This window comes from Pseudomonas sp. FSL R10-0056, assembly GCF_009600105.1.
In the GTDB taxonomy this organism is placed as follows: domain Bacteria; phylum Pseudomonadota; class Gammaproteobacteria; order Pseudomonadales; family Pseudomonadaceae; genus Aquipseudomonas; species Aquipseudomonas bubulae.
On sequence record NZ_WIWL01000002.1, the window covers coordinates 1 to 12581 of the forward strand.

Genomic DNA, 12581 nt, shown 5'->3' on the forward strand with positions numbered 1-12581 from the left:
CCGCGTCGGCACTGGCGGCCGGCTGCCCGGTGGTGGTCAAGGCCCACAGCGCCCACCCCGGCACCAGCGAACTGGTTGGCCATGCGATTGCCCGTGCGGTGAAAGAATCGAACCTGCCTGAAGGGGTCTTTTCCCTGTTGTTCGGTTCCGGCCGTGAAGTCGGTGTTGCCCTGGTCAGCGATCCACGCATCAAGGCAGTCGGCTTTACCGGCTCGCGCAGTGGCGGCATGGCTTTGTGCAAAGTGGCAGCAGCACGCCCCGAACCCATCCCGGTGTATGCGGAGATGAGCTCGATCAACCCGGTACTGCTGTTCCCCGCTGCGCTGCAGGCTCGCGGCGAATCACTGGCGCAGGGTTTTGTTGCATCTCTGACCCAGGGGGCAGGCCAGTTTTGCACCAACCCGGGTCTGGTTATCGGCCATCAAGGGCCGGCACTGGATAGGTTTATCAGCACAGCTGCCCGGCTGGTCCAGCAAAGCCCGGCCCAGACGATGCTCACTCCCGGGATTTTCCAGGCCTATGAAGCCGGTATTGGCTCTTTGCAGGAACTGAACAGTGCTCAAGAGGCCGCTGCCGGCTTGAGGGGGGAGACACCCAACCAGTGCCAAGCCCATCTGTTTGTGACCCGGGCCGGGGACTTCCTCGCCGACCCTGCATTGCAGGCCGAAGTCTTTGGTGCTGCGGCGCTGGTGGTGCAATGCGCCGATGACGAGGAGATCCGCCAGGTGCTCGAGCACCTTGAAGGCCAATTGACCATCACCCTGCAACTGGATGAAGCCGACCTCGACAGTGCCAGGGCCATGCTTGCGACCCTGGAACGCAAGGCTGGTCGCTTGCTGGTCAATGGCTGGCCAACGGGGGTTGAGGTGTGCGACGCGATGGTCCACGGCGGGCCTTTCCCGGCGACTTCGGACACCCGTACCACCTCGGTTGGCACTGCGGCCATCCAGCGCTTCCTGCGTCCTGTCTGCTATCAGGACTTCCCTGACAGCCTGTTGCCGACGGCACTCAAGCACGCCAACCCGCTGCACTTGCGCCGCCTGCTCGATGGCCACAGAGAAGTACTGGAAAATGCCTGATCACTTCGCTGGAAACACAGCTGACATTGCCGTGGTCGGCGCCGGAATCATCGGCGTCGCCTGTGCCCTGCAACTGGCGCGCCAAGGCCAGCGGGTGGTGGTCATCGACCCGCAGGAGCCGGGCCATGGCGCCTCATTCGGCAATGCCGGGCACCTGGCCACCGAACAGGTGTTCCCGATTGCCGACCTGTCAATTCTCAAGCGCTTGCCGGCCATGCTGATGGACCCGATGGGCCCCCTGCGCCTGGACTGGAAATATATGCCCCGGGCCCTGCCGTGGTTCACGCGTCTGCTGCTGAACCTGCGCAAGGCGCCCTTTCAGCGCACTGTAGCCGGTATTCGGGCCCTTAACGAAAGCAGCCTGAGTGCCTGGCACAAGCTACTGGAGGGCATTGACTGCCCAGGCCTGATGCGCGAAGACGGTTCGTTGCTGGTGTACGAACGTTCCGAGTCCCGGCAGCCACTTCTGGCACTGCAGGCACGCATGCGCCAGCAGCAGGTACCGGTCGAGTTCTGGGAGGCCAGGGCCATACACAAGGCAGCGCCGCAACTGAGCGAGCAGATTCAGGGCGGGTTGTTTTTTCCGGCCACGGGGCACTTTATCGACCCCTATCGCGTGGTCTGCGAACTGGTAGAGGCTGCCAGAAAGTGCGGTGTGCAGTTTCTCAAGCAACAGGTCACAGGCGGGCAACTGAGTGAGGCCGGAGTTTCTCTGATGACAGCCCAGGGCCAGGTGTCCGCCCGCCGGGTCGTGATCGCCTGCGGCGCCCACTCGGCCAAACTCACCGCAACCCTGACCGGCAAGCACGTTCCGTTGGATACCGAACGCGGTTACCACCTGATGCTGCCCCACGAGCATGACCGGCTGCCGTTTGCCGTCACCTCACTGGAACGCAAATTCATCATGACCCCGATGAGCGATGGCTTGAGGCTGGCGGGTACAGTTGAATTTGCCGGCCTGGAAGCGCCGCCGAGCATGGAGCGCGCCTGGCAGCTGCATCGCCTGAGCAAAGGGTTGTTGCGCCATGACCTTAGCGCTGAAGACGCGACGCCATGGATGGGCTTTCGCCCGTCGTTGCCGGACTCACTGCCGATCATCGACCGGGTGTGCGACGGCAAGGTACTGCTTGCCTTCGGCCATCAGCATTTGGGCCTGACCCAGGCAGCGGTAACGGCTGAACTGATCGCGCAGTTGGCGGGGGCAACCAGTGCCCACGCGCTGCCTGAGTTGCACCCTTACCGGCTGGAGCGTTTCTGATCCCATCCGTAGCAGCTGCAGAAGGAACGAGGCTGCTACGGGGTTGGAGCCTCAGCGCAGGGTTATCAACCCCTGCCGACAAACACGGGTGAGGTTGTGAATCACCCGCTCGGCATTTTCAGCACCGGGGGACTGGATCACCGCCAGGTCAAAACTGTCAGCGGCAAATCGCGCCAGTTGATCGCCCTCTTCCACAAACTGGATCAGAAACGCCGTAGGCCGCCCTTTGCGGCGTGGCCAGCCATCGAGATAGCGCAGCAACGTAGGCTGATGCTTACCGCCCAGGAGGATTTTTGGGTTGCGCAAGGTTGGGCTGGCCGAGATCGGCGCAAGACGTACAAGGGGACGTGGGTGACTCATGTATCGGTTCTCCGCCTCAAGATTCTGCGTGGCAGGTGAGAGGCAACACCGAACCAGCGCTTTAGCGGTATTTCAAGGCCTGTTTCAAGCCTCTTAGACGGTCTGTGACCCTCTGGCGCCCCGCAAGTAGCTGTTTAAATCGGCGCAAGAAAACATCCTAGATAAACCTGCTTACTACTGTCAACAATCATCTGGAACGAAAAAGGCCCGCTCTGGGCGGGCCTTTTCACTGGCATCGGGTTTTCAGTCAGCTAGTGCACGATCGATCGACAACTTGCCTGCACCTTCGATCAGCACTGCCACGGTACCACCCAGCAAGGCCAGGGCGAATTCATAGCCGTTGTTGGCCATAAACAGGCCATTGCTGATATGCACCGAGAAGATCGCCACCAGCAACGTAAACGACAGGCCCAGGGCTGCAGGGCGCGCCAGCAAGCCGATAATCAGCGCCAGACCGCCCAGAAACTCGGTACCGCCCGCCAGCACTGCCATCAACATGCCCGGCGCCAGGCCAATGCTCTCCATCCATTGCGCCGTGCCCGCCAGGCCCCCGCCGCCAAACCAGCCGAACAGTTTTTGCGAACCGTGGGCGGCAAAGATAATACCGACGAAAATACGCAAGACCGTCAAACCATAACCTGCGCGGCTGCCCAGTACGGTATGGATCAATTTGCTCATGATGGAATCCTTTAAGTCATCAGTTGGGGAATGCTCGCCATACTAATCAGTTTTTATAATGTTAAAAGTCGAATAAACCTGACAAAACAATCAAATTATTCGATTATTTGCGTGTGACCAGTTCAGCTTTTGCCGGTTCCAGGGAATCCCGCTCCCGGTCAAAGGCCAAATAGTATTTATTCACGCTATTAACATAGCTGACAGCCCCCATTCCCACCTGCTCCATGGCAATACGTTCCACCTGAAAGAACCATTGATTGGGGTTCAGGCCGCGTCGCCTGGCTTCAGCCCGCATGCCCTGCACCCGCTCCGGCCCCATGTTGTAAGCCGCCAGCACAAACGCCATGCGCTCACGCTCGTTGAGCTTGGGGCTGGCAAAGAACTTGCGGCGGATCAGCGACAGATACCGGGCACCGGCCTGCACATTGCTATCGACATTTTGAATATTGTTGACCCCCACCCGCCGGGCGGCCGAGGGGGTAATCTGGAGTAGCCCTGTCGCCCCGCCGCTGCCTTTGGCTTCAGGGTTGAGGGTTGAGGGTGGACTCCTTGAATGCCAGCGCTGCCAGGTTCAACCAGTCCATGCCCTGTTGCCGGGCATGTTTTTGCAACACCGGGCGCAGTTTTTCAAGCTGCTGGCGATCGGCCCGGGCCAACGGGTAATGCACCCGGTACAAACGTCGGTATACCCGCTCAAAGGCCACATCCTGATCGGCCGGGGCCTTGTAGCCATCGAGAAACCGGTCGATGCTGGCCCGCAACATCGACGCATCACGGCGTACATACCAGTGCATGGCCTCGGGCTCGCTGACCAGCACCTTGCGGTCAAAACGCAGCTTGGGCATGAGCGTGGCCCAGCGCTCGGCAATCGGGCGCTCCACGATGGTCAAATGAAAAATCCCGGCCTGCACCATCTCCAGCACATCCTCCACCGCCAGGGTCGGATCTACCCACTCAATCTTCACCGGGGGCAGTTTGCGCAGGGCCAGTTTTTGATTGATCAAATTGACCGAGGCTCCCGCCGCACTGCCGGTGGTCAACGCCACGGTGCGGCCCGACAGTTGCTCAAGGCGGGTAAAGCGCCGCTCGCCCTTGACCCCCACCAACAGCAAGGGTACATCGTCGACGATCGGATCACTGGCGCTGATGGCGCGGCTGGGCTTGAAATCGATCAACTCACCCGGGGCAACTACATCGCCTTCACCCCGGGACAATGCGCCCAGCAGTTGATCCTTGGCTTTAGGGATGATCTTGAGGGTTATTTCCTGGCCATCGCGGGCATGGCTGTTGAGGTAGCGTTCAAACGCACGCAGACGATGGTATTCAACGCCAATCGCCTGCCCCTGCACCTCGCCCGAGCTGTTGCGGCTTTGATTGACCAGCACCCGCAACACCTGACTGCTGCGGATTTGCGCCAGATCGCGGACCTGACTTGGCTGCCCGACCTGTAAAGGTCCGGTCAGGCGCGCCAGTGCCGGTAGCGGCAACAGCAGCAGGCACAGCGCAATCAATAGCGTCGGTCTTGTCATCCGTTCTCCGGAAAGAATACAGCCCAGCACCCGGTCGGTTTCCCGACAACCGGTTGCCTCAAGTGAGGCTTTCAAGCGCTGGAATCAGCGCGCAAAACAGTCAATGCGTCCTTTAAACAACCGGGCATTGCGTTGTTGCGGCATTCAAAGACAACCATAACTGTCTGTAGTTCTTGGTTTTTCTTGTAAATCTACAGCTCTGATATGCTGCGAGGCCTGTGGCCTGAGGTAAAACCATGCAACTCATTGATATCGGCGTCAACCTGACCAACCCAAGCTTTGACGGCAAACACCAGGCCGTGCTCGACCGTGCCTACGCGGCCGGGGTGTGCCAATTGGTATTGACCGGCACCAGCGTCGAAGGCAGCGAACAGGCCTTGCAACTGTGCCGCGAGCTGGACGAAAGCGGCCAGCGGCTGTTCTCTACGGCCGGCATTCACCCGCACTCGGCCAGTGACTGGAACGGCGACAGCGCCCGCCAGTTGCTTGCCCTGCTCAAGGAACCGGGCGTGTGTGCGGTGGGTGAATGCGGGCTGGACTTCAACCGCGACTTTTCGCCCCGCGCCCAGCAGGAGAAAGTGCTGGAAGAACATCTGGCGCTGGCTGTTGACCTGCAACTGCCGGTTTTTCTGCATGAGCGTGATGCCAACCAGCGTTTGCTGGAAATCCTGCGCGACTTCCGCGACCGCTTGCCGGCTGCTGTGGTGCATTGCTTTACCGGCGAGAAAAAGGCGCTGTTCAGCTACCTCGACCTTGACCTGCATATCGGCATTACCGGCTGGATCTGCGACGAGCGCCGCGGTACCCACCTGCACCCGCTGGTACGTGATATCCCGCGCGGTCGCCTGATGCTCGAAAGTGATGCGCCGTACCTGTTGCCCCGCACCCTGCGGCCCAAACCGAAAAATGGTCGCAACGAACCGGCCTACCTGACCGATGTGCTGCGCGAAGTGGCCGTGCACCGTGGCGAAAGCGAGCAGGACCTGGCCGAACACACCACCGCGTGTGCACGGGCGTTTTACGGGTTGCCGGTACTGACAGACTGACGCCCGCTCCCACGCAGTGCCTCTTTTGACCCACATCAACAAGATTGTCACTGAATAGCGGCACAATGATGGCACCTTGCCAATATTGTTTGCGCCAATTCAGAGAAGACCTCCCATGGGCACCTGGCTTAGCAACATCTCGCTCAAATACAAATTCTGGGCTGTCAACGCGGTGGCTTTTGTCACCACACTGCTGCTGGTGCTCTACGCCGTGCAGCTGGAACAGCAATCGCGCAGCAACGCCGCCCAGGCCAACGCCCGGGCCCAGGCGCAATTGCTCAGTGCCTGGCCTGCCGGGCAGCCCTTGCCCGAGGCCAGCCAATTGCTGCCCCTGGCGCCCGACCAGATCGCCAGCGTCAACGATCAAGCCCTGCCGCAACTGGGCAACGCCAACGGCTGGGTCTCAATCAATCCCATGCCGTTGTTCGGCCACAATCTGCTGCTGGGCGCCGAGGTACTGACCCGCGACGACGGACAAAAAATCGCCGTGCTGGCCCATACACCTAGCCTGGCCCAGGTGTTTGTCGAGCGGCTGCCCAACTATGCCGCCGCCGTGCTGATCCTGATGCTGGCCATGCTCTGCGCTTCGCAGTTGCTGATCCGCTTCCTGCTGAGCCAGCTCAACACCCTCAAGGACGTGATGCTGCATGTGGAGAAAACCGGTGACCTGTCCGCCCGGGTGCCCCTGGCGTGTACCGATGAGGTCGGGCAGATGGCCAGCGCCTTCAATGCCATGCAGGCCGGTTACCAGCGGGTGGTGAACACCGTGGCCCAAACCGCCGCGCAACTGGATGCCGGGGCCGCGCGCCTGGCCAGCAGCATGGACGAGGTGCGCCACGGCATGCTCGGCCAGCAAAGCGAGACCGACCAGGCCGCCACCGCAATCAATGAAATGTCGGCCACGGTCTACCATATTGCGCAACACGCTGGGGCTACCCGCGACCTGTCGCAAACCGCAGACAACCTGGCGGGGAGTGGCCAGCAGGTGGTCAGCCGCGTGCAACAGTCAATCGCCAGCCTGTCCACCGGGGTGCAAACCACTGCAGAAATGATCCAGCAACTGGCCCAGGACAGCCAGAAGATCAACGGCGTGGTCAGTGTGATTCACAGCATCGCCGAACAGACCAACCTGCTGGCGTTGAACGCGGCCATCGAAGCGGCTCGCGCAGGTGAAATGGGTCGTGGCTTTGCCGTGGTCGCCGATGAAGTGAGGCACCTGGCCAAACGCGTGCAGACATCCACGGACGAAATCACCGCCATGGTTTCGGCCTTGCAGGCGGGCACCCGCGACGCCGTGGACTTTATGCAGGAAAGCTCGTTCAAGGCCGACGACTGCGTGCAGCAGGCCCAGGAAGCGGGCGCGGCATTGGCCGAGATCACTCACGCCGTGGCGCAAATGCGCGAAAGCAACACCCAGATTGCCGTGGCCGCCGAGCAGCAAAGCCAGGTCGCGGAAGAGATGAACCGGGCAGTGGTGAGCATCCGCGATGTCACCGAAAACACCGTGCAACAGACCGTCGACTCGGCCACTACCAGCAATGAACTGGCAACCCTGGCAGGCGAGTTGAATCGGGCGATTGGTCAACTAAAGCTATAAGGCCAATAGCCATTGTTGATTCGCCGCAGGGTGACCATAAATCTATGATTTGTTTATCCGGTTCAGCCCAGGCTGAACCCTCGAACAAGGAGAGCAATCATGGGCAAACGTCATCCAAATCTACCGGCCTGGCAATGGCGCTCCAACCCGCACGGCCAGCAAAACACCGCGTATCAGGCAATCAACCTGATCGCAGTGCCGATGATGGTGGTGGCTTTTCTGTTGCTGGTGTCGGGCGTCTTCAGTGAAAACGCCACCAGCGCAGTGATCGGTCTGGTTGCCCTGTTTGCGGCCCTGATCCTGCAACGCCAGGGCCACAAGGCCACCAGCGCAACGGATAACAGCCAGACCTTCTGATCAACCGAACACGGCTACGGTCTGGCGGCTGAGCGCAATCAGCTCGCCGCCTGGGCCCCACAGGTTGGCCGCTACATGGCCGTAGCCATCCCGCGCATGTTCGATGACGGCCAGGTACTTGCACCACTGCAACGTGCTGACCTTAGGCAGTGGCTGCACGAACTCGATGGTCCAGGTCAGCGTGCTGCCTGCTGTCGGCTTGTTCAGCAACGGCAGCAGTGCAGGCGGCCAGGTATCGACCAGCGCCAGCAAATGGGTTTCTGTCAGAGGTTCGTCCTCAACACCGCCATCAAAACGTACCCAGCCGCCCATTTCCCGCGTTCCACGACCGGTGAACGGCAGTGCGCCCACGGCCCAGGCCATGGACAAATGACGCATAAACTCCGGGGTAACGCCTTTGATATAGGGCAACAGCGGGCAATCTTCGGGCGCTTTCATCTCAGGCGCAGGCAGGCCGTACACGTTCGCCACTGACTCCCGCGCAGCGCCAAAGCTGCCTTGTACCAGGGTCATGACCTGACCGTCCTGCACCACCCGCCCCAGCACCTGGCTGACCGCCTTGCCTTCGCGCAGCACCTCAACCTCGAAACGCACCGGTACATCGGCGGCCACCGGCCCGACAAAACTCACTGCCAATGAGCGCAACGCCCGCTCGACAGGCACATGGGCGCGCATGGCTTCGTACTGCAAAGCCACCAACAGGCCGCCAAAGCTGGCGCGGCCCTGGCCCCAATCGGCCGGGATGGTCACGTCCAAAGGCGTGTTGCGCACCGCCGCAACCAATTCGCAAAACTGCATAAGCACCTCGAAACAGATAAATATGACGGGATACTACCCATCCATCTGACTCTGCGCAGTGCTGTATCGGCCAAAGATCAGGGGTGAAAGCAAGCCGCACTCAATTTGACCAACGCCTTGTCAGCGCGTTTTTCGCCGTGCTCAAGGGTGGCCTGCCATTGCGCCACACAGGGTTGCAAGTCGGCGTGTTGCCCGGCCTGCAGCAACCATTGCCAGGCATCGTGCCATTCGCCCAGCGCCTGCTGTGCCCCCTTGAGGCGCGCCAGCACCAAGGGCGGCAGCTGGTTCAACTCCGGGTAGGCTTCAGCGGCATAGCGTACGCGCTTGATCAGCAACCGTACGCGATGGCGGTCATGGCCCGGGTCATTGAGAGCGTTTTCCAGGGTTTGCCACTGTTTTTCCAGGACCTTTGCGATCCGCTGGCGCAAACCACGCAGCAGGCCTTCTCGCTCGGCAGCACGCAAAAAGCGCGGAAACACCTCGAGGATCATCAACAGTTGAGCCAACTGCTCACTGTCGGCCACCCGGGCATAACTGCCGGCCAACTGTTGCGTGCGGCGTTGCGCCTGCGCCGTGTAGCCGTGCGCCTGCAAATGTGCCGCCAGCACTTCAAGATCGCGCAGGGGGGTGGTCAACACGCCAACCTGGGATGCAGACATTTCAAGTTGCACAACCCCCGGCAACCCGCGCAAAGGCCGCAACAGGCTGCGCAAGCGGCGCACAGTGGTGCGCAGGTCGTGCAGGGCCTCCGGGTCCGTATCGGCTTCCAGACGCGCCTGACAGGCCAGTAACCTGACCTCCAGACGCACGATGTTTGCCACTATCCGGTCAACCAGCTCAGACATCCTCACCCTCCCCCTTTACCGCTGCGCTTCAACGCCCGGCGCGGGATTCACGAATATAGAAACGCGCCTTCTCGGCTTTTTTGGTGCAACCCTCAAAGGCTTCAAATTGCTGCTGGGTCTTGGCCGCCGTCAACAAGGACAAGGCCTTGGAGTAGCTGACAGTCCCGGCGAAGCCTTCCGCCTTGGCCAGGTCCAGCTCATGCCAGGCCGAATCCAGGTTCGTCGCACAGCTGTCGCGATACGCCTTGGTCCCCGCACAACCTGCCAACGCCAGCGCGATCAGCGGTACACAAATCCATGCTTTCATGTTGTTTTCCTCAGAAATTAAAGTTCAGTGCAATCTCAGACGAACAACCTGCATAAAAGTGCCACAACGTAAAAATCAAAAAAACCGGCAACACCTACCCGTCATTGCTACAAGGCACTAGCCTAGCTGGTAGATACGCGTTCATGCCAAAAGCTGTCACTCAGGGTCACAAAAAGGCATTGTGAGGGACTGTCAGGCGAAGGTGGGGTTCATGAAAAAACGTATTGCATTGGTATTGGGCTCCGGGGGCGCCCGGGGCTATGCCCATATCGGCGTGATTGAAGAGCTGGAAAGCCGCGGCTATGAAATCGCCTGTATCGCCGGTTGCTCGATGGGCGCGGTGGTGGGCGGGATTTACGCCGCCGGCAAACTGGACATGTACCGGGACTGGATTCAAAGCCTGGACTACCTCGATGTGCTGCGCCTGGTGGATGTCAGCTTCCGGCTTGGAGCGATTCGCGGTGAAAAGGTCTTCGGCCAGATCCGCAATATGGTCGGTGAAATCAATATCGAGGACCTGCGCATCCCCTACACCGCCGTCGCCACCGACCTCACCCACCAGCAGGAAATCTGGTTTCAGGAGGGCTGCCTGCACCAGGCCATGCGCGCCTCGGCAGCGATCCCCAGCCTGTTTACCCCGGTGATGCAGGGCAACCGCATGCTGGTGGACGGCAGCCTGCTCAACCCGCTGCCCATCGTGCCGGTGGTGTCCAGCCACTGCGACCTGATCGTCGCCGTCAACCTCAACTCCACCCACCAGAGCCACTACCAGTTGCCGGTGATCCAGCGCCCGGCGGCTTTCAAGGGGCGTTTTGACAACCTGATGAGTTCGCTGGGCTCGCGCATGCCGTTTCGCAACAAACAGGCCGAGCACTTGCTCAACCTCGAACAGGAACTGCTCAACCCCCAGGCCGAGCCGCTGGCCCAGGCAAAGCCCAATCCCTGGCTCGACACGCCGCAAACCGCCTCCCCAGCCGCTGAAGAGGGCTCGCCCAAGTCAGCCACCGGCTCGGTGATCATCGACAACGTCGGCCCGGCCTCGCTGCTGGACTTGATCAACCAGAGCTTCGAGGTCATGCAGACTTCACTGGCGCAATACAAGATCGCCGGTTACCCGCCCGATATCCTGATCAACGTGCCCAAGCGGGTGTGCCGGTTTTTCGAGTTCTACAAAGCCCAGGAGCTGATCGCCCTGGGTCGCCTGATTGCAAAAGACACCCTGGACCGTTACGAAAAGGACGAGGCGTCCAACAACCGGTAGCCAACCCCGGCTTCGGTCACGATATACCGTGGCCGGGTCGGATCATCCGCCAGTTTCTGGCGCAAATGGCCAACGACAATTCTCAGGTAATGGCTGTTTTCGACATGGCTCGGGCCCCAGATATCCTTGAGCAATTGCTGCTGGGTAATGACCCGCCCCGGATGACGCGCCAAGAGCGCCAGCACCGCGTATTCCTTGCGGGTCAGCGCCACTTCGACGCCATCGAGCAGCACACGGCGGAACGCCAGGTCGACGGTCAAGGGGCCGAGTTCAAGCGCCGACTCCCGGGTTTCGCCCACAGGCGCCTGGCGCAACAAGGCCCTGATTCGTGCCAGAAACTCCTGGATGCCGAAGGGTTTGGTCACGTAATCGTTGGCCCCACCGTCCAGTGCCTGGACTTTTTGCGCTTCGCTGGCGCGCACCGAGAGCACCAGTACCGGCGCATTTGACCACTCGCGAAACTCGCGCAGTACCTGTTGGCCATCCATGTCCGGCAAGCCCAGGTCGAGCACCAGCACATCGGGCCGTCCGAGCGCTGCCTGGCTCAAGCCATCGGCCCCGGTCGCGGCCTCCAGCACGGTGTATCCCTGGGACACCAGGCTGATACGCAGGAATTTGCGAATCTGCGGTTCATCGTCGATGACCAAAATGGTCGCGCTCTGGCTCATGACTTGTTACCGCAATAGAGGGATAGCCAAAGAATATCAGTCTTCACTTTCCAGCCCTTCATTCTCGGGGCACGGTTGAAGGCTTAACGGCAAATACAGGGTAATGCACGTACCCTGCCCGCCGATGCCTTCGCCGACGCTGACCCGCCCGCCGTGGGCCCCCACCATGCCCTGGCAGATGGCGAGCCCCAGGCCCGTGCCTTGCCCGCCGCGATCGCCCCGTGCGGCGGTATAAAACATATCGAAAATCTTCACCCTGTCCTCCTCGGGGATCCCCGGGCCCTGGTCACTGACGGCAAACCACAATTCGCTTTCATCGGCTCCCGCCGTTAATTGCAACTGGCCATGGGGAGGTGAAAAGCGCGCAGCGTTTTCCAGCACATTGACCAGCGCCTGCTCGATCAGGGCGCCATGCACGTGCAACAGCGGCAATTGCGCCGCAACATCCACCTGCACCTGCAAGGGCGCCAGCACCGCACGCAAGCGGTTCAAGGCGCTGCCGGCAATGTCGGCAGGCGACACCCAGTCGCGGGCCAGCTTGAGCGCACCGTGGCCCAGGCGGGTCATGTCCAGCAGGTTCTGGATGTAGCGGTCCAGACGCTCGGCCTCATCGCGGGTACCTTCGAGCAACTCGCGGCGATCGCTCAACGGGATCGCCTCGCCCAGGGCCAGCAAGGTGTCGATACTGCCGCGCATGCTGGTCAGCGGTGTGCGCAGATCATGGGACACCGATGCCAGCAGTGCGCTGCGCAACTGCTCGGTTTCGCCGTGCAGGCGGGCCGCTTCCAGGTCCTGGGC

The 12581-nt window shown here is 60.9% G+C and carries 13 protein-coding genes and 1 pseudogene; 6 read left to right on the forward strand and 8 right to left on the reverse strand.

Annotated elements, in window-relative coordinates:
* Window positions 1-1079 (forward strand): aldehyde dehydrogenase (NADP(+)) (locus GHO42_RS00045; RefSeq protein WP_153384069.1); only part of this gene is annotated, 1079 nt, incomplete at its 5' end.
* A complete protein-coding gene (locus GHO42_RS00050; protein ID WP_153328425.1) occupies window positions 1072-2337 on the forward strand; it encodes an FAD-binding oxidoreductase in 1266 nt (421 codons plus the stop codon). The genes GHO42_RS00045 and GHO42_RS00050, both read left to right, overlap by 8 nt.
* A gap of 51 nt (window positions 2338-2388) precedes the next feature.
* On the opposite strand, the gene GHO42_RS00055 is transcribed toward GHO42_RS00050, so the two are convergent.
* The 3 genes and pseudogenes from GHO42_RS00055 to GHO42_RS00065 all read right to left on the reverse strand — a co-directional run bounded on the left by GHO42_RS00055 (window position 2389) and on the right by GHO42_RS00065 (window position 4904).
* Window positions 2389-2697 (reverse strand): class I SAM-dependent methyltransferase, encoded by a 309-nt coding sequence (locus tag GHO42_RS00055; protein ID WP_153328426.1) that lies wholly within the window; start codon window positions 2695-2697, stop codon window positions 2389-2391.
* Window positions 2698-2940: 243 nt separating this feature from the next.
* Window positions 2941-3375 carry a DoxX family protein gene (locus GHO42_RS00060; protein WP_095002159.1) on the reverse strand — a complete coding sequence of 145 codons (435 nt, stop codon included), beginning with the start codon at window positions 3373-3375 and terminating at the stop codon, window positions 2941-2943.
* Between the two features lie 103 nt (window positions 3376-3478).
* Window positions 3479-4904 (reverse strand): annotated as a pseudogene (locus GHO42_RS00065) (transglycosylase SLT domain-containing protein).
* Between the two features lie 236 nt (window positions 4905-5140).
* Between GHO42_RS00065 and GHO42_RS00070 the strand changes: the two are divergent.
* The 3 genes from GHO42_RS00070 to GHO42_RS00080 all read left to right on the forward strand — a co-directional run bounded on the left by GHO42_RS00070 (window position 5141) and on the right by GHO42_RS00080 (window position 7904).
* A complete protein-coding gene (locus tag GHO42_RS00070; RefSeq protein ID WP_016780110.1) occupies window positions 5141-5950 on the forward strand; it encodes a TatD family hydrolase in 810 nt (269 codons plus the stop codon).
* A 115-nt stretch (window positions 5951-6065) separates the two neighbouring features.
* A complete protein-coding gene (locus GHO42_RS00075; protein ID WP_095002161.1) occupies window positions 6066-7547 on the forward strand; it encodes a methyl-accepting chemotaxis protein in 1482 nt (493 codons plus the stop codon).
* 99 nt (window positions 7548-7646) lie between these two features.
* Complete coding sequence (locus GHO42_RS00080; protein WP_095002162.1) at window positions 7647-7904, forward strand: terminase; 258 nt, start codon at window positions 7647-7649, stop codon at window positions 7902-7904.
* Here the strand turns inward: GHO42_RS00080 and GHO42_RS00085 are convergent, their stop codons facing one another.
* The 3 genes from GHO42_RS00085 to GHO42_RS00095 form a co-directional block, all read right to left on the reverse strand.
* Window positions 7905-8702, reverse strand: coding sequence for an acyl-CoA thioesterase II (locus GHO42_RS00085; RefSeq protein WP_153328428.1), 798 nt, complete (start codon window positions 8700-8702; stop codon window positions 7905-7907). It lies immediately after the preceding gene.
* A gap of 77 nt (window positions 8703-8779) precedes the next feature.
* Entirely contained in the window at window positions 8780-9547 is a 768-nt protein-coding gene (locus tag GHO42_RS00090; RefSeq protein ID WP_153328430.1) for a CHAD domain-containing protein, read from the reverse strand.
* 28 nt (window positions 9548-9575) lie between these two features.
* On the reverse strand, window positions 9576-9854 hold the full coding sequence (locus GHO42_RS00095; protein WP_095002165.1) for a hypothetical protein: 279 nt from the start codon (window positions 9852-9854) through the stop codon (window positions 9576-9578).
* A gap of 211 nt (window positions 9855-10065) precedes the next feature.
* Here GHO42_RS00095 and GHO42_RS00100 point away from each other — a divergent pair, with 211 nt between their 5' ends.
* A complete protein-coding gene (locus GHO42_RS00100; protein WP_095002166.1) occupies window positions 10066-11115 on the forward strand; it encodes a patatin-like phospholipase family protein in 1050 nt (349 codons plus the stop codon).
* On the opposite strand, the gene GHO42_RS00105 is transcribed toward GHO42_RS00100, so the two are convergent.
* Both GHO42_RS00105 and GHO42_RS00110 read right to left on the reverse strand, forming a co-directional pair.
* Window positions 11082-11783, reverse strand: coding sequence for a response regulator (locus GHO42_RS00105; protein ID WP_095023979.1), 702 nt, complete (start codon window positions 11781-11783; stop codon window positions 11082-11084). The genes GHO42_RS00100 and GHO42_RS00105 overlap by 34 nt on opposite strands.
* A 36-nt stretch (window positions 11784-11819) precedes the next feature.
* A partial coding sequence (locus tag GHO42_RS00110; RefSeq protein WP_256671092.1) for a sensor histidine kinase KdpD occupies window positions 11820-12581 on the reverse strand: 762 nt, incomplete at its 5' end.